At 55.6% G+C, this 20,875-nt stretch carries 18 protein-coding genes and 2 tRNA genes; 7 read left to right on the forward strand and 13 right to left on the reverse strand.

The annotated features are described in order from the left end of the window. Positions 1 to 35: 35 nt before the first annotated feature. The 3 genes from AB4090_RS05625 to AB4090_RS05635 form a co-directional block, all read right to left on the reverse strand. Positions 36 to 111 (reverse strand) — tRNA-Ala (locus tag AB4090_RS05625). A gap of 41 nt (positions 112 to 152) precedes the next feature. Continuing rightward, positions 153 to 1,160: a trans-aconitate 2-methyltransferase gene (locus AB4090_RS05630; RefSeq protein WP_369572892.1), complete on the reverse strand. Its 1,008-nt coding sequence runs from the start codon at positions 1,158 to 1,160 to the stop codon at positions 153 to 155. Positions 1,161 to 1,179: 19 nt separating this feature from the next. Further along, a complete protein-coding gene (locus tag AB4090_RS05635) occupies positions 1,180 to 1,959 on the reverse strand; it encodes a sulfite exporter TauE/SafE family protein (RefSeq protein ID WP_369572893.1) in 780 nt (259 codons plus the stop codon). Positions 1,960 to 2,042: 83 nt separating this feature from the next. On the opposite strand from AB4090_RS05635, the gene AB4090_RS05640 reads away from it, so the two are divergent. Next, complete coding sequence (locus AB4090_RS05640) at positions 2,043 to 2,954, forward strand: D-alanyl-D-alanine carboxypeptidase family protein (RefSeq protein ID WP_369572894.1); 912 nt, start codon at positions 2,043 to 2,045, stop codon at positions 2,952 to 2,954. 2 nt (positions 2,955 to 2,956) lie between these two features. Here AB4090_RS05640 and AB4090_RS05645 read toward each other — a convergent pair whose 3' ends face one another. Further along, the gene (locus tag AB4090_RS05645; protein WP_369572895.1) at positions 2,957 to 4,489 is read right to left on the reverse strand and encodes a DHA2 family efflux MFS transporter permease subunit; all 1,533 of its coding nucleotides are present in this window, start codon (positions 4,487 to 4,489) and stop codon (positions 2,957 to 2,959) included. A gap of 114 nt (positions 4,490 to 4,603) precedes the next feature. Between AB4090_RS05645 and AB4090_RS05650 the strand changes: the two genes are divergently transcribed. Then, positions 4,604 to 4,679, forward strand: a tRNA-Glu gene (locus tag AB4090_RS05650). Positions 4,680 to 5,032: 353 nt separating this feature from the next. On the opposite strand, the gene AB4090_RS05655 is transcribed toward AB4090_RS05650, so the two are convergent. Both AB4090_RS05655 and AB4090_RS05660 read right to left on the reverse strand, forming a co-directional pair. Next, positions 5,033 to 5,602, reverse strand: a complete 570-nt coding sequence (locus tag AB4090_RS05655) for a hypothetical protein (protein ID WP_369572896.1) — start codon at positions 5,600 to 5,602, stop codon at positions 5,033 to 5,035. Next, positions 5,583 to 5,975: a hypothetical protein gene (locus tag AB4090_RS05660; RefSeq protein WP_369572897.1), complete on the reverse strand. Its 393-nt coding sequence runs from the start codon at positions 5,973 to 5,975 to the stop codon at positions 5,583 to 5,585. Before AB4090_RS05660 ends, AB4090_RS05655 begins: the two co-directional genes overlap by 20 nt. Positions 5,976 to 6,360: 385 nt before the next feature. Here AB4090_RS05660 and AB4090_RS05665 point away from each other — a divergent pair, with 385 nt between their 5' ends. Further along, the gene (locus tag AB4090_RS05665; protein WP_369572898.1) at positions 6,361 to 8,664 is read left to right on the forward strand and encodes a plasma-membrane proton-efflux P-type ATPase; all 2,304 of its coding nucleotides are present in this window, start codon (positions 6,361 to 6,363) and stop codon (positions 8,662 to 8,664) included. A gap of 17 nt (positions 8,665 to 8,681) precedes the next feature. On the opposite strand, the gene atpC is transcribed toward AB4090_RS05665, so the two are convergent. The 5 genes from atpC to ppsA all read right to left on the reverse strand — a co-directional run bounded on the left by atpC (position 8,682) and on the right by ppsA (position 15,888). Further along, positions 8,682 to 9,194 (reverse strand): ATP synthase F1 subunit epsilon, encoded by a 513-nt coding sequence (gene atpC / locus AB4090_RS05670; protein WP_369572899.1) that lies wholly within the window; start codon positions 9,192 to 9,194, stop codon positions 8,682 to 8,684. 2 nt (positions 9,195 to 9,196) lie between these two features. Next, entirely contained in the window at positions 9,197 to 9,823 is a 627-nt protein-coding gene (locus AB4090_RS05675) for an alpha/beta hydrolase (protein WP_369572900.1), read from the reverse strand. Between the two features lie 41 nt (positions 9,824 to 9,864). Continuing rightward, positions 9,865 to 12,291 (reverse strand): phosphoketolase, encoded by a 2,427-nt coding sequence (locus tag AB4090_RS05680; RefSeq protein ID WP_369572901.1) that lies wholly within the window; start codon positions 12,289 to 12,291, stop codon positions 9,865 to 9,867. Between the two features lie 15 nt (positions 12,292 to 12,306). Then, complete coding sequence (locus tag AB4090_RS05685; protein WP_369572902.1) at positions 12,307 to 13,296, reverse strand: 2-hydroxyacid dehydrogenase; 990 nt, start codon at positions 13,294 to 13,296, stop codon at positions 12,307 to 12,309. Positions 13,297 to 13,485: 189 nt separating this feature from the next. After that, the gene (ppsA, locus tag AB4090_RS05690; RefSeq protein WP_369572903.1) at positions 13,486 to 15,888 is read right to left on the reverse strand and encodes a phosphoenolpyruvate synthase; all 2,403 of its coding nucleotides are present in this window, start codon (positions 15,886 to 15,888) and stop codon (positions 13,486 to 13,488) included. A 451-nt stretch (positions 15,889 to 16,339) separates the two neighbouring features. Between ppsA and AB4090_RS05695 the strand changes: the two genes are divergently transcribed. Further along, on the forward strand, positions 16,340 to 16,516 hold the full coding sequence (locus AB4090_RS05695; RefSeq protein WP_369572904.1) for a hypothetical protein: 177 nt from the start codon (positions 16,340 to 16,342) through the stop codon (positions 16,514 to 16,516). A gap of 95 nt (positions 16,517 to 16,611) precedes the next feature. Here the strand turns inward: AB4090_RS05695 and AB4090_RS05700 are convergent, their stop codons facing one another. Next, the gene (locus AB4090_RS05700; RefSeq protein ID WP_369572905.1) at positions 16,612 to 17,826 is read right to left on the reverse strand and encodes an Nramp family divalent metal transporter; all 1,215 of its coding nucleotides are present in this window, start codon (positions 17,824 to 17,826) and stop codon (positions 16,612 to 16,614) included. A gap of 229 nt (positions 17,827 to 18,055) precedes the next feature. Here AB4090_RS05700 and AB4090_RS05705 point away from each other — a divergent pair, with 229 nt between their 5' ends. Together AB4090_RS05705 and AB4090_RS05710 are read left to right on the forward strand one after the other, a co-directional pair. Then, on the forward strand, positions 18,056 to 18,889 hold the full coding sequence (locus AB4090_RS05705) for an energy transducer TonB (RefSeq protein ID WP_369572906.1): 834 nt from the start codon (positions 18,056 to 18,058) through the stop codon (positions 18,887 to 18,889). Positions 18,890 to 18,901: 12 nt separating this feature from the next. Beyond that, positions 18,902 to 19,072, forward strand: coding sequence for a hypothetical protein (locus AB4090_RS05710; RefSeq protein WP_369572907.1), 171 nt, complete (start codon positions 18,902 to 18,904; stop codon positions 19,070 to 19,072). Here AB4090_RS05710 and trxA read toward each other — a convergent pair. Beyond that, positions 19,069 to 19,449, reverse strand: coding sequence for a thioredoxin (trxA, locus tag AB4090_RS05715; RefSeq protein WP_369572908.1), 381 nt, complete (start codon positions 19,447 to 19,449; stop codon positions 19,069 to 19,071). The two genes, AB4090_RS05710 and trxA, sit on opposite strands and share 4 nt — an antisense overlap. Positions 19,450 to 19,534: 85 nt before the next feature. On the opposite strand from trxA, the gene xseA reads away from it, so the two are divergent. Then, positions 19,535 to 20,875: an exodeoxyribonuclease VII large subunit gene (gene xseA / locus AB4090_RS05720; RefSeq protein ID WP_369572909.1), complete on the forward strand. Its 1,341-nt coding sequence runs from the start codon at positions 19,535 to 19,537 to the stop codon at positions 20,873 to 20,875.

The following is a 20,875-nucleotide window of genomic DNA, read 5'->3' on the forward strand; positions in this document are numbered from 1 at the left end:
AGCTACGCACAAACAGCGTAACTCGTTTTCTATATTGGTGGAGCTAAGCGGGATCGAACCGCTGACCTCTTGAATGCCATTCAAGCGCTCTCCCAGCTGAGCTATAGCCCCAATTTCTGGTCGGCGTACTATTCCAAAAGCCGCCCCTGCTGTCAAGCGCCGTTGCGCCGCCCGACGATGACCACATCGCTGCCAATGGGGTGAATGGTGGCGAGCAAACCTGCCGAGGCAAGGGCGTCAGAAATTTCTGCTGGTCGCAGGAAGTGATTTCCTTGCACGTGCTCCGTCAGGTTTTGGAAAGCCATACCACGATAAGCCGGTTCGCGCAGGACCATCGTGTCATCCGGCCAGGCAGGCTCCCAGATCACCAAGGCACCACCGGGCCGTAGCTCATCGTGCAGGCGTGCGAACAGCTCACCACCCTCTTCCCATACGTGATGCAACGCCCGATTCATGGCAATCAGGTCGGCGGGCTCCGGAAGCTGGAACTGATGAATGTCACCTTCGGCAAAGTGTAAGCGTTCGGACAGCCCCTCCTCCGCTGCCAAGGCACTGGCCTGACGCACGTTTTCGGCAAATCCATCCAAACCCAAGCCGCGCAACTGTGCGCATTTGCCCAGCAAGGCCCGCAGATACCAGCCATTCCCGCAACCCAAGTCCACGGCAAATCCCTGACGGGCATTCATCTCCGCAAAAATCGCAATATGGGGAACGATTTTTTCTTCGAAGGTGCGACGGAAATTGTGTTCGAGCATGATCCCAAACCATGGCAGGATGGTGTCACGCTCAGCGAGCACCTTCTCGCCGGGTCGCTCGCCAGTGCGCATCAGGCCCGCAGCGCGCTCTGCCATATGGGCGCTCAGCACCGTGCCCACTGCGGCTGACATACGGCTATCCGCACGCTCGGGGCGCATGCTATCGCCATCTTCACTCAACGAAAAGGAATCTTTCTCTTTCTCCAGCCAGGAAAAGGCATAGGCAGCATCACACCAGCGCTGCAGATAACCGGCATCCAGACCGGTCGCCTCTGCCAGGGCGGCAGGAGTCGCCGACTGCAAACGATGCAAGGTAGAAAACAACCCGTTCACCACACCAATAAAGGCGATATGCAGGGACATGGCCCCCTGGGACCGGGCTCGCAGCTCTTCTGCTGAAATCATGAGTCGCTCCTTATTTCCGTCACACGAGATATTTGATGCCAACAATGGCTAGCACGATCAGGGTAACACGCAAGAATATCTTTTGATTAATTCTAAAGTGCAAATGATTCCCGGCCCATAGCCCAAGTAAGGTAGGTGGAACCAAGAGAAGGAACCCTAGCGCCAATGGCCCGGTGAGCAGGGCGAGGAAAAAATACATGAGACCGCGTACGATATTGTCCGTCAAGGCAATGCCCTGGAAGGTTGCACGGAAGGCTCGCTTGTCGAGATGGCGCATCTGCAGATAGGCAACAATGGGTGGCCCGCCACCACCATAGAGGCTGCCAATAACCCCGCCAAAGGTACCCAGCGGCAAGCCCCACGGCAGGGATAAGCGCGGCAACTTGTCTGGCTTGAGCAAGGTAGCGTAGGCGACATAGGCAAGGATAAACAACCCTAAAAAGCGGGTCAGATCCTGGGCATTGCTATCGGCCAGGATAAAGGCGCCCACGAGGAGGCCGAGCAAACTTCCCGGAACAAGCCAGCGTAGTTCCGGCCAGCGAATCTCGTGGAAATCATAGGCGCCGAGAAGCACCGAACCCAGCAGATCAAGCAACAAAACCACCGGCACGACTTCCTTGATGGGGAACAACAACGTCAGCAATGCTACCGAAATCAGGCCAGAACCAAAGCCAATCACGCCGCGCACATAAAAGGCGAGGAAGACAATGAAGGCAGCAATGGCCCACAATATCGGATGTCCCCACAGGCCGCTGGCGGCCAAACTGGCAGTAGCAGGGAACCCAGCCAGAGAATACATACCTACCTCCAGAAAAATCTATTGAAAAATAGAGAAAAACGCCTAAACTCTAATCCATTACTTTAGCATGGAGCGGTACCGCCATGGCCCCGGCGCAGAAAAAGATTCGCAACCTATTGTATCTCCTATTTTTTTCCCTTTCCTGCCTGTTAGGTCTGGAAACTCAGGCACAGGCACAAGACGTTTCTTCTCTGCCCCCCATCGACGCGCGCTCCTACATCCTCATAAACGCCGAAACCGGACAAATCCTGGCCGCCAAAAACGCATACAAGCCCTATGCCATTGCCAGCCTGAGTAAGTTGATGACCCTGTATCTTCTCTTTCAAGATATCAATGCCGGGCATTTGCAATTGCACGGCCAGTACACGCCTTGCCCTGCGGCCCTGCAGACGGGAGGTTCATCGATGTTTCTGCGCGCCGGCTTGCCGTTCAGCCTGGCGCAGCTGATTCTGGGCATGACCGTGCCCTCCGGCAATGATGCTGCTGTAGAAGCCGCCGTCATGGTCGGCGGCACGGTGCCCAATTTTGTACAAAGCATGAATACCACAGCTAAAGGCCTCGGCATGCTCTCCACCACCTACAACAATCCTGACGGCCTGCCACATCCCAACAACTTTTCCAGTGCTTACGATCAGGCCGTCCTCACTCGTAACATTATGCAGCGCTTCCCAAATTTCATGCATTTTTTCAATCACGAAAACTTTACCTACGCGGGCATCACCAACCCCAATCCCAATCTGCTCGTTGGGCGCGTGCCCTTCGTTACCGGCATGAAAAGCGGTTACACAGATGCCGCCGGCCACTGCTTGGTAGTGACTGGCACCCAAGGCAACGTAAAATTGATTGCCGTCGTATTGGGCGTTCCATCTTTCACCGACGAAGGCCGTGGTTTCTGGAAGGCTTCCTGGGCGGGGCTCAAGCTTCTCGACTGGGGCTTTGCCCGTACCCTATGGTTACCTAGCGCCGGCTTGGAGAATACCGCCGTAGAGCAATAATCTCAGTGCCCAGGCGCCACTTTTTCCTCGCTCTCCGTGGGCTCCGGCGGCTTGCGCAAGAGCAACACCAGAGGAATCAAGACCAGAAAACTGTAAAATGCCAGAATTAAGGCATCGAGCACCCCACGCATCCCGGCTTGGGGCAAAACCACCACATGCCCTAATACCTGCCACGCGCGCGGGCTTTCTCCCATACCCATCGCCGCGATAAACCGATGAAAGGCGGGGTTGAATGGATTGATGTATCCTCCCATTTGATTCCAGCCCATCTGCCTTCCTTGTGTCATCACCGTCGATACGATAGCGATACCAATACTGCCGCCCAAAGTACGCATGAGATTAAAGATGCCGGAACCTTCAGCCTGATCTTTTTTAGCAATCGTCGAGAAGGCCAAAGTAAAGAGTGGGATACTGACTAGGCCTAGGCCCAGGCCACGAATAAAGGAGGGCCAGATCACCCACGCCATGCTGATGTCGAGGTTGTACTTGGTGGTGTACCAGCTCCCGATAGCGCCAAAAACAATGCCAAGCAAAACAATATTCCGCGGATTGACGTTGCGGGACAAGAGCCGCCCGGCAATCATCATGGCAATCATTGCACCAACACCCTGCGGCGCCATCACCAAGCCCGTGGTAAAGGCCTCATAACCAAAAAGGTCTTCAAGCATGATCGGCAAAATGACCATCGCACCAAACAAGGCAAGGCCGAAGATGGCAATCCCAGCACTTCCGAGAGACAAGTTGGCGTCCTTCAGCAAGCGCAGATTCACCACGGGATGCTCCACCGAAAGTGAGCGCCACACGAAAAACGCGAGCCCCAGGACGGACACCAGGCCGAGAACAATGATGGTGTGGGAGCTGAACCAGTCATCCTCGTTACCCAGACTCAGCACCCCCTGCAGGGCGCCAAAGCCCAGTGCCATGAGAGTAAACCCCAACCAATCTACGGGTCGCGGATGCTCACTCCGACCAATATTTGGTACCACCTGGAGTAAGACAAAGGCAAGAATGCCAAAAGGGATGTTAACGTAAAATACCCAACGCCAGCTCAAGGTATCGGTCAACCAGCCACCCAGCGTCGGCCCCAAAATCGGGCCGAGCATAATCCCCATGCCAAGAATGGCCATCGCCTGCCCTCGCTTGCGCGCGGGGTAGGCGTGCAGCATGATGGTCTGGCCCACTGGTGCCAGGGACGCACCAAAAAACCCCTGCAGGAGACGCCAAAGGACAATCTCTGGCAGGCTGTGCGCCTGTCCACAAAGCGCCGAGGCCACGACAAAACCCGCCACACTCCACAGCATGACCGTACGTTGGCCGTAACGCTCCACCAAGAGGCCGGTAAGGGGAAGAAGGATCACGTTGGCGATCATGTAGCTGGTGAGAACCCAGGTAATTTGGTCGCTATTGGCTTGTAGGGAGCCCCGCATATAGGTAAGGGCCACGTTGACGATGGTCAAGTCGAGCACCTGCATGACCACTGCCAACATAACCGCCACCGTAATGGCCACTACGGAAGTGTTCTCGAATTCGCTCATGGGCCCTCCCCAGATCTGCGCAAGTCTACTGACCGATCGGTCGGTATGCAAGGTCTATTGCATCACAGGTCTATTGCATCACAAATTCTTTCCGAGTAAAGTGCGCGCTTCCAGGTCCCCATCGTCTAGCGGCCTAGGACACCGCCCTTTCACGGCGGTAACGGGGGTTCGAACCCCCCTGGGGACGCCAAATAAAATCAAGGCTCTAGCGTAAAAGCTAGGGCCTTTTCTTTGCGATTTGCTTTTTAGGGACAGTAAGCCACGGTCCCACAGGTATTCTCTATGGCAACATTCGCCGAGCGAACCGACCACAACGGAAACCTGCATACCCGCCGCCCCAAGGTACAAGACAAGTGGGATAGACGATTACAGGCACGGGCGGATAAGGAAAGTCGGCTAACGGAAGCTGCCGAATGGGCGGAACGGCAAGACGGCTCCATGCCTATTGCTCGACTGGGGTGCTTCCGGTGTTTAAAACCAAGGCCGGAGAGCCCCGCGAGGTGCGATGACCTTGCGCAGACTTTTCGACGGTTTCCCTGCGGACTAATACGCTCGCACGCGATGGAATCGTCCAGCGATCCGGCCCTTCACCGCATCAACTTCTTCAGTGGATAGCCCCGGAATCTTTCCGCACACATGCAAGATGGCGGATTCCTTCACCAAGCCCTGCTCGATCATGGCGTCCAGAAAAGGGCCATCTTTTTCACGATTGGCGACAGTTTTGGCAATAAAGAGATCCGCCGGGTGCATACAATACCCAATCGTTCGGTGGGTGTTTTCATTGACCAATGGATAGCAGCGAGAAAACCACCCCTCTGGTGCCTTGGCCGTTTCCATGGCAACCCCCTGGGCGTAATAGCCAAAACTCTGGTGAAAGTGCGAATCCTCACCCAACGACCCGTCGATAAGGTCAGATTTGTGGTCATCATTGTCTATCGGGATGATGTCTGCTTCGGTAGAAAGCGTAAAGACGCCCGGCCAACTGCGGGGAGGTTTGCCGGCCAATTTACGCAACCACGGCAAAATCGACTGGCTACCGATCACCACAACGGCGTGATCCCCCACGATGGCACCCGACGCACGAATCAGGTGTTCAAGCTGTTCTTCGGTCATCTCTCCACTCTTGCTCAAAGCGTAGCAAAACCGCTGTCCGCTCTTTTACTGTCAGGACGCCAGCAAAGGGCGAACTGCTCCGCAAGGTGATGGCATGGTCATCCTTGGCAAGCATCCGCTCGACCATCGCGTCCATGCCCGCATCAGAGGCGAGCGCCCGTTCCAGAATACCAATCCATTCGGACAGCGCCGCGTCATTGGGGCGCTCTTGGGAGAAGCGCCGCGCCCACGCCTGGGCAGCGCGAAGCACCGCATCCCGATCCGGCACCGCCATGAGCTTTGCATAAATCGCCCGGAACAGGGCCAGGCTCTTGGCGTCGTGGCGCATCAAGTCCGCGTCCACAAGTCGGATGTCTTCCTGAGAGATCGACATTCCCACACTCCCCCTTTAGGCGTCCCCGTACCACTCCAGTGGGGGATAATACCGCCTCCTGAGCTGGTATGTCACAACCAGAACACCACGTCTTTTGGGTAGCGGCTTGCAGGGTTGCCATGGCCGCCTGCCCTTTCACGGCGGAAACTGGTGTTCGAACCCCCTGGGGACGCCAAATAAAATCAAGGCTCTAGGTGAAAACCTAGAGCCTTTTTTCTGGCCATGAAAAGATCTCCGGTAATTTTATTAATTGCATAAGCCGTCACAATCTGGATAATCATCGTCTAGTATCTGATTACATCCCACGCCTCATCCCAACAAAAACTAAATTTGTATGATTGATAGATCATCAGAGGCTGGTTCCGCGAGACAGGAGATATTTTCCGTGACAGAAAATACCCAAGAATCGACCTGCACCGGGTTACGCAGCGATGAAGCAAAACAACTTCTGGCACAATATGGGCGCAACGAGGTTGTCGACAAGAAACCGAACACGCTGCTTTTATTACTGCACAAATTCTGGGCGCCAGTGCCCTGGATGCTGGAAGCGACGCTGCTCCTGGAGGCGATTCTCGGCAAATGGCCGGAGACAATCATCATTGGTTTACTGTTGCTCTTCAATGCCCTATTAGGTTTCAGCCAGGAACGTAAAGCGCAGAATGCGCTGGACATGCTACGGGAGCGCTTACGCATACAGGCACGTGTCTGCCGCGATGGGGCCTGGCAGGTGTTGCCAGCCGCCGAGTTGGTTCCCGGCGACAGCATTCATGTACGCCTCGGGGATATCGTTCCAGCCGACCTCAAGCTAGCAGATGGCAACCTGCTGGTAGACCAGTCGGCCCTCACCGGCGAATCCATCCCGGTAGATCGAAATCCCGGCGACTCCCTGTATTCCGGCTCTATCATTCGCCGCGGTGAAGCAACGGGCACGGTAACGGCCACAGGGGCACACAGCTATTTCGGCAAAACGGCCGAGCTAGTGCGCAATGCCGGCGCCAAAAGCCATTTGGAAGAACTGGTGCTGCACATTGTCCGCTATTTGGTGGCGATGGATGTGTTTCTAGTTTTTGCAATCTTTGCCTACGCTATGGCACAGGGCATTTCTCTTGCCACCATTCTGCCTTTTGCCTTGATTCTCCTCGTGGCTTCCGTGCCGGTCGCCTTGCCTGCCACTTTTACCCTGGCCACCGCCCTGGCCTCACTTCGCCTCACGCAGCAAGGGGTTTTGGTAACACGCCTGGCGGCGATCGAGGAAGCCGCTGCCATGCAGGATCTGTGCAGCGACAAGACTGGAACATTGACGCAGAATCTGCTGAGTCTGGAAAAAACCTCGCCATGGCCACAGGTGGAAGAAGCGGAATTATTGGCAATGGCAGCCATGGCCAGCGACAGTTCCACGCAGGACCCTCTGGACCTTGCCATTCTGACCGCCGCCACTGCTGCTCAGGTTACGCGGCCCGCGCGTACCGGATTCCTACCCTTTGACCCCAGTAGTAAGCGTTCGGCGGGGCAATTCACGCAAAATCAAGAGAGCTGGGAGGCGATCAAGGGAGCACCGCAGATTGTAGCGCCGCTCTGTCGCGAGAAGGATTGGGAAAAAGCGACCCAAGAGCTCGCCTGCAACGGCGCGCGTGTCCTGGCAATCGCGGCTGGGCCGGTCGGCACACCGCGCTTTTTGGGGCTCGTGGCCCTAGCCGATCCGGTCCGCCCCGATGCTGCGAAGGTGATCCAGCAATTACAGAATTTTGGCGTACACGTGCGCATGATTACCGGCGATAGCGTGGCAACCGCCACCTATGTCGCACAAACGCTGGGCATCGGTGGCAGCGTCTGTGCGCGCGATGCCCAGAGCGAGGATTGCGGGGTCTACGCCGGCGTGTTCCCAGAAGACAAGTTTCACTTGGTACAGGCCTTGCAAAAAAAGGGCAAGATCGTCGGCATGACGGGCGATGGCGTCAATGATGCCCCCGCATTGAAACAGGCGGAAATGGGCGTGGCAGTGGAAAGCGCCACGGACGTCGCCAAAGCCGCCGCCAGTATCGTGCTGACCACTCCCGGTCTGGAGGGTGTGCTCACGGCGGTCATGAGCGGTCGACGGGTCTATCAGCGCATGCTCACCTACACGTTAAACAAGATCGTAAAAGTATTTCAGGTGGCGCTATTTTTGAGTCTGGGATTCCTGCTTTTCGATCGCTTCGTCGTGACTCCTCTCCTCGTCCTCCTCCTCCTCTTTGCCAATGATTTCGTCACCATGTCCCTCGCTGAGGACAATGTCCGACCATCGATGCAGCCCGATCGCTGGAATGTCAAAACACTGATTTGGTCGTCTCTGGCCGTAGCGGGGGCTTGGCTGCTCTATATCTTTGCTGTCTATCTCAGCGGACGTTTCCTATTGCATCTACCCGAAGGCGCCGTGCAGAGCCTGGACTTTCTCGGTTTAGTCTACTCCGGGCTCGCCAATGTATTTTTGGTGCGGGAACGAGGCCATTTGTGGGCAGCGAGTCCCGGCAAATTTTTGGCCATTGCGAGCCTGGTCGACATCGTCATCGTCAGTCTCCTGGCCATCTTTGGTTGGCTGTTAGCACCTGTTCCCGCCGAACTCGTTGGAGCGCTGCTTCTGGCAACCATGATCTACACGCTGCTATTGGATCAGATCAAGGTTCCTTTGCTGCGCCATCTCACCAGGTAAGTCGATAGCCGGGAAAATCAGTCCTCCAGGGCTGAGGGATGGATCTTTGGCGCCTCGGGTGCCGGTGGTCGTTGCCAATCGTATTCATTTTTCTCATCTGGAGGGATGGTAGCGTATTTTTGATAGGCGCGATATTTGGCCAGCTCGCGTCTAAGCTCCTGCTCGGCGTTCAGAAAATCTATCTCGCTATGTTTATTTTCGGCAACTGCAGTCTTGGCGTTCTCGATGTTTTCTTTGATAGCAGTGGGATTCAGGTCCGGAATGCGGAGACTCACATCAGCAAGAACCGTCACCCCATTGGGCTGGATTTCCGCAAAGCCTCCTTCGAGGAATGCCACTTCCATGCTGCCATCTACCAGATGCATGCGCATTTCCCCCGCTTGTAACATGGTCAAGAGGGGCGCGTGATGTGCGAGTATACCCAGTTCTCCAAGCTCACCGGGCAGAACCAAGAAAACACATTGTCCGGAATACACCAGACCATGAACGTCGACTATTTGCAGCGGAAAAACTTTTTTTGCATCTACCATGGTTACATTTCCTCGGAATTGAGCGACTGCCGACAAAAATCCAGATAGCTGTGTATACATTCACGCACAGCGCTACCCGTATGCGGGTCATCAAGCAGGCGATGTGCATGCAGGATCCCCGGCCACTGTCGTAGCCAAGTCAGGCAGGGACTGCGAAGCGCGATATCGCGCGCGATCGCTGCGTATTCTTCATTCCGACTAAAAAGCAACTGCAGTGAGGAGATCTTCCCCGCTACTGCCGCCATATATTCCGCGCCCCCCGCCGGAGACAGTAAAACTGCCGCATCTATGCTGGTCTCGGAGGTTGCCAGTGCCTTCAGCACCACGGCACCCCCCATTGAAGCACCCAGCAATACCAAGGGTTTGGCTTGCCTAGCGCTGGCATAGTTAATGGCAGCGACAAGATCCTGGTCAAAGCTGGTACCATCCCCACGCTCTGATGCCCCATATCCGCGAAAATTGACGGCAATGGATGACCAGCCCCAATCCTGCAAGTGACCGGCCAAGTCCTGCCAGGCACCTTTCTCATAGGCCTTCCCATGCGCAAGAATGCAACACGGTTGAGAGGCAGGATACCAATCTGCTTCGATGGTTACATGATCTGCGGTTTCTATACGTAGGTCGTTCATTTTGACTGTCTCCATTCGCTGCTATGGGCTTGCCGCGCAGATCAGGGGGATGGATAAGGCCACGTCCAGGCACTGATGTCCTTGCGATCAATGCCATATCGATATGCATGGTCTTTACACACCAACTGTTGATCCAACAATCGGTCCCGAATACCAGAGCCGCGCTCTTGGAGGGAAGCGATGCGGTCGATGGCATCAATGGCCAGACTAAAACGATCCGTCTGGTTCAGGATTGCAAGTTCCAGGGGCGTGTTAATGTTTCCCTTTTCCTTGTAACCACGGACGTGGATATGGTGTTGGTTGGGTCGCCGATAGGTGAGTCGATGGACAAGCCACGGATAGGAATGAAAATTAAAAATCACTGGCTTGCTGTTGGTAAATAGTGCTGTGAATTCGCGATCGGTGAGGCCATGAGGATGTTCGCTGGCGGGTTGCAGTTTGAAGAGATCAACGACATTCACAAAGCGAACCTTCAGCTCCGGAAAGTATTCGCGCAACAAAGCCGTGGCGGCCAGGGATTCCAAAGTGGCCCGGTCACCACAACTGGCCATGACAACGTCTGGTTCTTCGCCGACATCGTTGCTCGCCCAATGCCAGATCCCGATACCCTTACTGCAATGAATCTGGGCCGCTTCCGGCGTCAGGTATTGAAGATTGTCCTGCTTGTCGGCGACCATGACGTTTACGTAATTGATACTGCGCAAACAGTGTTCCGCCACCGAGAGCAGACAGTTGGTATCAGGAGGCAAGTAGATACGAACAACACTCGGGCTTTTGTTCGCCACCACATCCAAAAAGCCCGGATCCTGGTGGGTAAAGCCGTTGTGGTCCTGGCGCCACACTAGGCCCGTGAGCAGGAGGTTGAGGGAAGAGATGTCAGCTCGCCAGGAGACCTGATTACACTTTTCCAGCCATTTGGCATGTTGGTTGACCATCGAGTCGATGATGTGAATGAATGACTCATAACTATTGAGAAATCCATGTCGCCCACTCAGTACATAGCCTTCCAGCCAACCTTCGATGGTGTGCTCGCTGAGCATCTCCATTACGCGTCCTTGTGGCGCCAGATGCCCCCCATCGGCATCCTCCGGAAAAGAAACCCCTTCCCACACCTTATTTGTCACATCGTAAATGGCATCAAGTTTGTTGGATTGGGTTTCGTCCGGACCAAAAACGCGGAAATTGTTAGGATTACAGCGAATGACCTCGCGCAGGTAGCCACCCAAAGTCCGTACGCTGCTGCAAGAGCCTTGTCCAGGCTGCGCTACGGCGATGGAATGCTCGGAAAGATCCGGCAATCGCAATGGTCGCCGGAGCAAACCGCCGTTAGCTACAGGGTTGGCGCTCATTCGGCGACTACCTTGTGGCACCAAGGCGCGCAGCTCGGGGCGCAAACGTCCCTCCCGGCCGAAATGCTGCTCTGGTCGATAGCTGTGCATCCAGGATTCCAACAAGGCGAGATGGACATCGTTGCTGGCCACATCGGGAAGGGGGATCTGATGGGCGCGCCAAAAACCTTCCAGGTAGTGACCATCGACCTGCCGCGGCGCGGTCCAGCCCTTGGGGCTACGCAAAATGACCATTGGCCAGCGCGCTCTCTCCTGTTGGCCATGCTGACGCGCTTGTGTCTGGATTCGGCGAATCTCGAGTACACAATGTTCCAGGGTAGCAGCCATGGCCTGATGCATACTGCCTGGCTCGCTTCCTTCCACGAAATAGGGAGTATATCCATACCCGCGGAACAGATCCGCCAACTCCTCATGGCTAATTCTCGCAAGAATCGTCGGGTTGTTGATCTTGTAACCATTCAAATGGAGAACAGGGAGTACCGCACCGTCTGTCACAGGGTTGAGAAATTTGTTGCTATGCCAACTTGTCGCCAAAGGGCCGGTTTCTGCTTCGCCGTCTCCCACCATCGTCAAGGCGATCAGATCGGGATGATCAAATACCGCACCAAAGCCATGAGAGAGACTGTACCCAAGTTCTCCGCCTTCATGGATGCTTCCCGGTGCCTCTGGCGTAGCGTGACTGCCGATTCCACCGGGAAAGGAAAATTGGCGAAAAAATCGCTGCAGGCCTTCCTTGTCCTGAGTGATATCGGGATACACTTCGGAATAGGTTCCTTCCAGGTAGGCTTGCGAGAGAATGGCCGGGGCCCCATGGCCCGGGCCGGCGATGTACATCGCATCGAGATCATATTTTTGAATCAAGCGATTGAAGTGGATATAGGTGAAACACTGGCCGGCGTCCGAACCCCAGTGTCCTAGCAAACGAGGCTTGAGATCTTGGCGTTGTAGTGGTTCTTCGAGCAAGGGGTTGTCCAACAGATACAACATCCCCAAGCAGAGATAGAGACTGGCCTGCCAGTAGGCATGGATCCGACCAAGTTCCTCGTCGCTCAGTGGAGATCCGGAGATGCTGGCGCGTGTCGGGCCGTAAACGGTAATTTCCTGCAAATCCGACATCATTCTGCCCTCCTTGCTTCAGGCAAACACCACGTTATCGTTACTGCGCCCCTCACAGTAATCAGTGAGATTTTGTATGGTGGTCGCCGCGATGGTTTGCAATGCTTCTCGCGTAAAAAATGCTTGGTGACCAGTGACGATCACATTCGGAAAAGTCAACAATCTCTCAAAGGTATCGTCACAAATGATGTCATCGCAGTGGTCGCGGAAATACAATTCCGCCTCTTCTTCATACACATCCAGCCCGACCGCCCCCAAATGCTGAGATTTGAGCGCCCCGATCAATGCCACAGTATCGATGAGACCACCACGGCCGGTATTGATCACCATGGCGCCTTTCGGCAATAACGCAAGACGTTCTGCATTCAATAGATGTTGCGTCTCCGGTAGGAGCGGTAAGTGCAGGCTCACGATCTGGCTCTGTCGTAACAACTCTTCCAAGGGCAGGTAAACCATCCCCAGTTCCTGCGCATCTGGATTCGGATACAGATCATAGCCCAGTACATGGCACCCCATGCCCCGCAGGATCCGCGCCAAGGCCATACCGATTTTCCCGGTGCCAACAATACCAACCGTCTTGCCGTGCATGTCGAAGCCCAGCAGGCCGTCCAAGAGAAGATTACCTTCACGAATTCGGTTATAAGCCTTGTGCAAGTGGCGGTTAAGCGAAAGCATCAGGGTAAGGGCGAATTCCGCCACCGCGTACGGGGAATACTCCCGTACCCGCATCACGGTCATTCCCAATTGTTTGGCCGTGGGTAAATGCACGTGGTTGTATCCGGTACTGCGCAAGACGAGCAATTTGGTACCTAGTTTGGCAAGGGTGTGTAACGTATCTTGATCGATACGGTCATCCACAAAGGGACAAACCGCGGGAAACCCCTGTGCCATGAAGGCCGTATTCGCGATAAGAGTGGTCTCGGTAAAAACCAGCTCATGTCGCCCGTTGTTTGCGGCAAGCAAAAAATCTTGATCATAATTCCGGCTACTGGTTACTAAGCAACGCATCAGACACCCCCTTAGAAGTTATCCAATTAGAATACGCTTACGTTATGCTTTCCTGGTTTGACACTTCTCCCTGCGGCGCAGATCAAGGAAAACTCGCTCTTGTGCGGAATTTTCCATGCGATATCTCCTACGAGGTAGAGGAACCAAAACCAACCTTTTCATCAAGCATAGACCATAGCGAGCCGGTCATTAGCCTGCCGGCTTGCGGCCCAGACGCGCCTCGATTTCCAGTACTCGTTGGGTGGTGGCAATGACGGTATCAGGATTCAGACTCATGGTGTCGATGCCCAATTCCACCAAGTATTCGGCCATTTCTGGATAATCTGAGGGGGCTTGGCCGCACAAGCCGGAATGGATGCCATTGCGCCGACATCCCTCGACAGCCAGACGGATCATCTCCTTTACGCCATCGTCCCGCTCGTCATAATCAAAGGCAACGATTTCACTATCCCGGTCTACACCCAGGGTCAATTGGGTGAGATCATTGGAACCGATGGAAAAACCATCGAAGCGTTTGGCGAACTGGTCAATCAGGATCACATTGTTCGGGATTTCGCACATGGCGTAGACCTGCAAGCCCTCGTCGCCGCGCTGGAGGCCAAACTCGGCCATCTTGGCGAGCACGTCATCCGCCTCTTTGATCCGCCGTACAAAAGGCAACATAACGATGACATTGCGCAGCCCCATCTCCTCGCGCACCCGTTTCATCGCCAGACATTCCAAGTGGAAGCCCTCGGCATACGCAGGATGGGCATAGCGCGACGCACCGCGGAACCCGAGCATGGGGTTGGATTCTTCTGGCTCGAAATCGACGCCACCGATCAGACTGGCATATTCATTCGACTTGAAGTCCGACATGCGCACAACCACAGGCTTGGGCCAGAAGGCTGCCGCAATGGTGCCGATACCCTCAGATAAACGCTGCACAAAAAAGCTTTCTCCGTTCGCATAACCCCGAAGCAATTGATCAATGCTCTTGCGTGCCACGGCATCTTTCACGCGGTCGGGGTGGAGTAGGGCCAGGGGATGGGCCTTGATATATTCACTGATGATGAACTCCATGCGCGCCAAACCGATACCGTCATTCGGCAGAAAAGAGGTCTTGAAGGCGATTTCCGGATTCCCCAGGTTAATCATGATGCCGGTGGCAGGACGGGGGATATCTCCCACTTCTGTCTTTTCCACATGAAATGGCACTTCACCACGATAGACCTTACCGCTATCCCCCTCCGCACAAGATACGGTCACGGTACTACCACTCGGTATTGCGCTGGTAGCATCGCCAGCACCTACTACAGCGGGGATCCCCAATTCGCGGGCAATGATCGCCGCGTGGCACGTGCGACCACCACGATTGGTGACAATGGCAGCAGCGTTTTTCATCACCGGCTCCCAGTCGGGAGTGGTCGTGTCGGCTACAAGCACCTCCCCGACCTGGAATTCGGGGAGATGCGCTACATCGGCAATCACCCGCGCTTGTCCACTGGCAATCTTTTCGCCAACGGAGCGACCCGTACTTACGACCTCTGCTTTACCGTCGAGCACGTAGCGATTGATCTCACTGGCCCGCCGTTGCGAGGCAACCGTCTCCGGCCTGGCCTGCACCAGATATACCTGGCCATCAAGACCATCTTTGGCCCATTCCATGTCCATGGGGTGACCATAGTGCTTTTCGATTTTGATGGCGGCATCCGCCAATTCCAGGACATCCGCATCGGCAATACAGAAGTGTTCTCGGTCACTCTTGGGAGTCGGAACGTTGCGGGTCGTGCGCTGAGTATCTCCGGCAACGAAAACCATCTTCAATGCCTTATCGCCCAGCGACCGACGCAGCACGCTGCGATGCCCGGCTATAAAAGTCGGCTTGTGCACATAGAATTCATCGGGGTCTACGGCACCTTGCACGACATTCTCCCCCAATCCGTACGCGCCGGTGATGAAGACAACGTCGCGAAAGCCCGACTCCGTATCCAGCGAAAACATTACGCCAGAGGCGGCACGATCGGAGCGTACCATTTTCATCACCCCGATTGAGAGAGCCACTTTGAAATGATCAAATCCCTGATCGACGCGATAATGAATCGCGCGGTCGGTAAAGAGGCTGGCGAAGTCTCGCCGACAGGCATCCAGCAGGCTCTCATCGCCGGAGATGTTGAGATAGGTGTCCTGTTGTCCGGCCAAGCTGGCAGTGGGCAGATCCTCGGCAGTAGCCGAACTCCGCACTGCGAGGCTCAGATCCTCACCATACTGCTCCTGTAGCTGGCGATACGCGCTGAGGATCTCCGCTGACAGATCGTTGGGCAGGCCTGCTCCGTACACAATTTCCCGCGCCCGCTGACCACGCCGTGCCAGATCGCGCACATCGTTGGGATCAAGATCGTCGAGCGCCGCATGCAGTGCGTCCCAGGCGCCTGCCGCATCCAGCACATAGCGATAGGCGTCGGCGGTAATGGCAAAGCCGTAAGGAACACGGATGCCTTCGCCTGAGAGCTTGTGGTACATCTCACCCAGGGAGGCGTTCTTCCCGCCGACCAGGGGGACATCGTGAATACCGATCTCAGAAAAAAACCGGATGTATTGGAATGTGTTCATTATCTCCCTCCTCTAGCACCGATGAAACCGGCGGATTCAAGATAAACGCCTCGCAATATTTTTTTCTACCCTTTCAAGGTAGACCACAGCAGTGGATTTCGCAAAAAGGATCCAGGGGTCCTAGTGTGTACATAGCGAACCATCACTGCGAGCCAGGAGAGCGAAGTGGGGGCGAGTAGTCCCCAGAAGGCAACGCGGCGAACTGCATCCGCCGAAGCGACCGCGAAGCCGGGAGTGCAGGCGCGTGCTGTGCCGCATGGTTGGCGTCGAGTCATTCGGGAGACGAGTGCGCCGTCTGCGCCCCAACGAGGGCGTGGCGGTGTGCCGGTGACCGGGACGGCTGGGGCCTATTATCTGGTCGGCAGCGCAAGGCCGATCGCGCAACGACGCGCGAAAAGGCCTGCTGAGCACGCCGACTCTCCGGGCTCTAGATCGGGCAATTGGAGATTCTATGGAATTGACCCAAATGGGTTTGGATACCTCGGTAGCCATCCGCTGTGCAAGCTGCAACACCCATCTGGTGGCTACACTTCCCGACACCAAGCGCGGGTCACTCTCTTGGACACCTGACATGCCGTTCAGTCTGCAGATCTGCTCGTTGAAACCGGCTGTCCTGAACAGTGCGTAGTGAGGAGATCGGCAGCAGGGGATTACGTCTGATTCTGGCATAGGCAAAGAAATTGGCGCGGTAATTTTTATCGCCCTGCACAACCATCACCTCTGTCAAAATATCAGCCTGTAGAACAGGATGATGGACAAAGCCAAGCTCACCAACAAGGTCAATACGCCAAATACATTATTGAGCCAAGAATTAGTATGTTGCCCCATGATCCTCTTGTCGTTGCCCAGAATCAGCAGGAGGGCAACCAGGAAGGGCAGCAAGACGCCATCCAATACCTGGCTGAAATACAGGGCATCTACCGTGGAAACGGGAGACAGGTAGATGAGGTCGCCAACCAAGAGTGAGCCCAGGAACACTGCATAAAATCCCCGAGCGTCCGAGACCTTGTAGTCCATGCCCTCGCGCCAAGCAAAGGTATCTGCGATGGCATAGGCGCTAGAACCTGCCAGGACGGGGATCGCCAAAAAACCCGCCACCAGCACGCCGGCGCTGAACAGGGCAAAGGTATATTCCCCACCCAGGGGTTGCAGAGCCAGCGCAACGTCTCTCATCGTCTGGATGGGTAGGCGCCTACCGTACAAGACCAAAGCTGCGGAGACGATAATGAAATAGGCCACCAAATTGGAATAGAGCATGCCGGCCATCGTATCGAAATCTGCTTCTGCCGCTTGCACCACGCTGCGCTTTTCTTCACGCTCTTCGGCTGCCTGCCAGAACAGCATATATGGCGAGATGGTCGTCCCCAATAAGCCCAACGCCGCAAGTACATAGCCCGAACTGAAGCTGAAGTGAGGGACGAAGGTATTAACCAGCAGAGTCTGTAGATTTGGTCGCACGAGCAGGGCAGAGATGACGTATACCACCAGGATCAGGGTGAGGCCCAGAAGTGCTGTCTTGACCACCCGATAGGTGTTGAAGATTACCAGGTAGGCAATCAGCACCGTTACCGGGATTAACAAGAGACCGGGCCTGGTGCCGGTCAAAATACCGAGTACCGTTGCCATCCCCGAAAGGTCTGCGCCAATGGTGATGACATTGACGATCACCAAGGCGCTAATGACAATGATGGTAGTGCGCCGAGAAAAACGCGAAGTGATGATCTCGGGCAGACTTTTCTCGGTAATGATGGAAATTCGCGAGGCGATGCTTTGCACGGCGATCATCATGGGCGTACTGAGCAACATGAGCCAAAGCAGGGAAAAGCCGGTGGTGGCACCAACCACAGAATAGGTAACAATCCCGGACGGGTCATCGCCGGCGCCACCCGTGATGAGCCCGGGTCCCAGTGCCTTCAGCCAATCCCTGACCTTGCTCATGAAATGATCCTGTGGAGGGGCAATGGACTCAGCCAAAGACGCAGCTCAGACTTTCGTCATAATAAGTGACCTTTTATAAGCTTAGGCTATCGAGGTGATAATGAGAAATCACGGACCGCATACAACGCCAGAAAAAATATGAACAATGATCTCTCCGGCTTTACTCAGAGCAGTGGATGCTTCAATCTTGCACCATGCTTAGGTTCCAAGAGACTTGGTGGGTGGTAGGGTGAGCGTCGGCAGTCACTTTTATTTTTTGGTTCCCGAAGGGAAGCCGCACTGGAGCGACAGTCTGCTACCGTGGATTGTGCCCGCAGCCCTTCTGATCGCGCTGCTGCTCTTCTTGGTCCTCTACCAAATCCCACCCAAACATCTCGCACTGCAGGGAAAGCAAGAAAAATACAAGACGTTTCAGATCATGCCCGAGCCAACTCGGCACGTCGCCCCAAGCCGGCCGGCCAAAGTGCAACCGGCTGTACCTACGCCACGCCGGGAGCAGCCGGTACCACATCCCGTCGTACGGCCGCAGGTTGTGCCCAAGCCGCGCCCACAGATCCGCCCCGTACCGCGGCCCAGCGCACAACCAGCACCGGTAGAGCAGGTTGCGCCGCGCCAGATCTCCCCGGCACCGAGTAGCGCCCCCACCAGCAAAGCCGTCCCGCACATCAGCCTTGGTCGTCTGGAAGAGCAAATAGACAATGCCGCGCGCAGTGCGACGACGAGTCCTGCTTTGCCCAAATTTCGCAATCCAGAAACCCCCGCAGCCGATTTTTACATTGCCGGCTGGATTCAAAAATTGGAACGCATTGGCGACCTGAACTACCCCGGTGAAATGGTGGGCAATTTAAAGGTCAAGGTGGTGTTGAATCCCGAGGGCGGATTACAGCGCATTATCATGGTGCATTCCTCTGGCAACCCCAAGCTCGACGCCGCAGCGGAGCAAATCATTCGACTGTCCTTCCCCTACACCAGGTTTTCGGAGCAACTGCGGAAACAAACGCGAAGGATTGAGATCCCACTGAACATGCATTTCCTCGGTGTACGCCAGGTAAATGTCTGGTGACAAGGAGACTTTGTGAAGAAGCCCAAGCGTTCTAGCCTACTGATGTTTTTGTTTTTATTACTCTGGGCCGTGGCGATGGTGGCATTGGTGATCATTGGCTTCACCAGTATTCAGCCAGCCGGTATCGGTAAGGCCGGGGCTACGCAGCACAGTACGAGCGCCCCGACACAAAATGGATCTTAGTGCTGTGCCTCGCCTTCCTGTTGTTGCGCGGCAATCTCGGCCCGCACTTGCTCCATATCCAAGGCCTTGGCCTGTTCGATAACCTGATCGAGAGCACTTGCTGGCAGGGAACCGGCCTGCGAGAAAATACCAATCTGTTGCCGGAAAATCGTTAACGTCGGAATGGAGCGCACTTGAAAGGCGCCAGCCAATTCCTGTTCTTCGTCGGTATTCACTTTCCCGAAGATTACCTCTGGATACTTCTCGGCCGCGGCCTCGAAAATGGGCGCGAAGGCCCGACACGGGGCACACCAAGGCGCCCAAAAATCTACCAGAACCATCTCATTACCGGTGATGATCTGTTCAAAGTTGTCCTGCGTCAGTTCGACAACGGCCATGAGGCCTCCTTGCGTAGCGAATTCTTGGTTGACCATAAGACCTGCTCCCCGTAAGGTCAAGGCAAATGCCGAGGGATGAGGACAAATGAGCGAATTCGCCACGTCAATGCCGATTCTGCGGGTGAGCGACCTGAATAGCGCTGTGCGCGAGATCATTGAAGGGAACTTTCCGTCTCTACGCGTGGAGGGCGAGATCTCCAATTTTGCCTGCCCGAGTTCTGGGCATTGGTATTTTTCTCTCAAGGATGCCCAAGCACAGGTGCGCTGCGCGATGTTTCGCAACCGCAATGGCCTGCAGAGCTGGCGCCCCCGCGATGGTCTGCAGGTACAGGTCGTCGCGCAGCCGACTTTGTATGAGGGGCGTGGAGAATTTCAGCTGATCGTCGAGCAGATGGAAGAGCTGGGCGCTGGCAACCTTGCAGCCGAATTTCAGCGCATCAAAGAGAAGCTTGCGGCAGAAGGGCTCTTCGCCAACGAACACAAACGCCCGCTGCCGCAGAATCCGCGCCGGGTGGCAGTCATTAGCTCGGCGACAGGTGCCGCCTGGCACGATATCCGCGTCACCCTGGACAAGCGTTGGCCACTGCTAGAGCTTTTGCTCTACCCAGTGCAAGTACAAGGGGACGCTGCGGTAGCACAGATTGTTGCCGCGCTGGAGACCGCCAATCGGCGCACGACCGAGGACCTCATTATCCTCGCCCGCGGTGGCGGTAGCGCGGAAGACCTGTGGTGCTTCAATGATGAACGGATCGCCCGCGCCATCCACGCCAGTGCATTGCCAGTGGTGACCGGTATCGGGCATGAAATCGACTTTTCCATTGCCGACTTCGTTGCCGATTGGCGTGCCGCCACGCCTACCGCTGCCGCAGAGTGCATCAGCCCAGATCGCGTGGAATGGGAACAACGCATCCACAGCAAACGCCAGCAGCTGCAGCGCGGCATGGAGCGCCACTTGCGCGAAGCCACCCTAGGACTGGACCACTTACGCGCCCGCCTGCGCAATCCGAGCACCATCCTGCGGCAGCAAGAGGCGCAAGTTTTTCAACTGCAACAGCGCCTGCGACGGCAAATCCACCTGGAATTGACACGCTGGGAGCAACACGAGAATACACTCGGCGCCCGGCTGCTGCGCCTCGACCCCCAACGACTTTTTCGTCTCCACGCGGAGCAGATCCAGCGACTAGGTGCGCGCCTGCGGCTTGCCATCCAGCGCCAGCTTGGCCAGCAGGAACAGGAAGTGGACCGGCATCGCTTGCGCCTGCGTGGCCTGAGTCCCACTGCCGTTCTCGAACGAGGCTATGCCATAGTACGCAATCACAATGGAAATGTGCTTCGCGCGAGCGAAAGTGTGGAGCTTGGGGCAAAGATCGATATCCAGCTATGGCACGGTCGCCTACGCAGCCAGGTTTTGGAACGAGAGGACTAG

Origin of the sequence: Acidithiobacillus sp. IBUN Pt1247-S3, from assembly GCF_041146875.1 — a bacterium.
In the GTDB taxonomy this organism is placed as follows: domain Bacteria; phylum Pseudomonadota; class Gammaproteobacteria; order Acidithiobacillales; family Acidithiobacillaceae; genus Igneacidithiobacillus.

Coding starts and splice junctions, on each gene's coding strand:
- AB4090_RS05630 (WP_369572892.1), bottom strand. CDS start 1,160: ATGATTTCAGCAGAAGAGCTGCGAGCCCGGTCCCAGGGGGCCATGTCC.
- AB4090_RS05635 (WP_369572893.1), bottom strand. CDS start 1,959: ATGTATTCTCTGGCTGGGTTCCCTGCTACTGCCAGTTTGGCCGCCAGC.
- AB4090_RS05640 (WP_369572894.1), top strand. CDS start 2,043: ATGGCCCCGGCGCAGAAAAAGATTCGCAACCTATTGTATCTCCTATTT.
- AB4090_RS05645 (WP_369572895.1), bottom strand. CDS start 4,489: ATGAGCGAATTCGAGAACACTTCCGTAGTGGCCATTACGGTGGCGGTT.
- AB4090_RS05655 (WP_369572896.1), bottom strand. CDS start 5,602: ATGACCGAAGAACAGCTTGAACACCTGATTCGTGCGTCGGGTGCCATC.
- AB4090_RS05660 (WP_369572897.1), bottom strand. CDS start 5,975: ATGTCGATCTCTCAGGAAGACATCCGACTTGTGGACGCGGACTTGATG.
- atpC (WP_369572899.1), bottom strand. CDS start 9,194: ATGGTAGATGCAAAAAAAGTTTTTCCGCTGCAAATAGTCGACGTTCAT.
- AB4090_RS05675 (WP_369572900.1), bottom strand. CDS start 9,823: ATGAACGACCTACGTATAGAAACCGCAGATCATGTAACCATCGAAGCA.
- AB4090_RS05680 (WP_369572901.1), bottom strand. CDS start 12,291: ATGATGTCGGATTTGCAGGAAATTACCGTTTACGGCCCGACACGCGCC.
- AB4090_RS05685 (WP_369572902.1), bottom strand. CDS start 13,296: ATGCGTTGCTTAGTAACCAGTAGCCGGAATTATGATCAAGATTTTTTG.
- ppsA (WP_369572903.1), bottom strand. CDS start 15,888: ATGAACACATTCCAATACATCCGGTTTTTTTCTGAGATCGGTATTCAC.
- AB4090_RS05695 (WP_369572904.1), top strand. CDS start 16,340: ATGGAATTGACCCAAATGGGTTTGGATACCTCGGTAGCCATCCGCTGT.
- AB4090_RS05700 (WP_369572905.1), bottom strand. CDS start 17,826: ATGAGCAAGGTCAGGGATTGGCTGAAGGCACTGGGACCCGGGCTCATC.
- trxA (WP_369572908.1), bottom strand. CDS start 19,449: ATGGCCGTTGTCGAACTGACGCAGGACAACTTTGAACAGATCATCACC.
- xseA (WP_369572909.1), top strand. CDS start 19,535: ATGAGCGAATTCGCCACGTCAATGCCGATTCTGCGGGTGAGCGACCTG.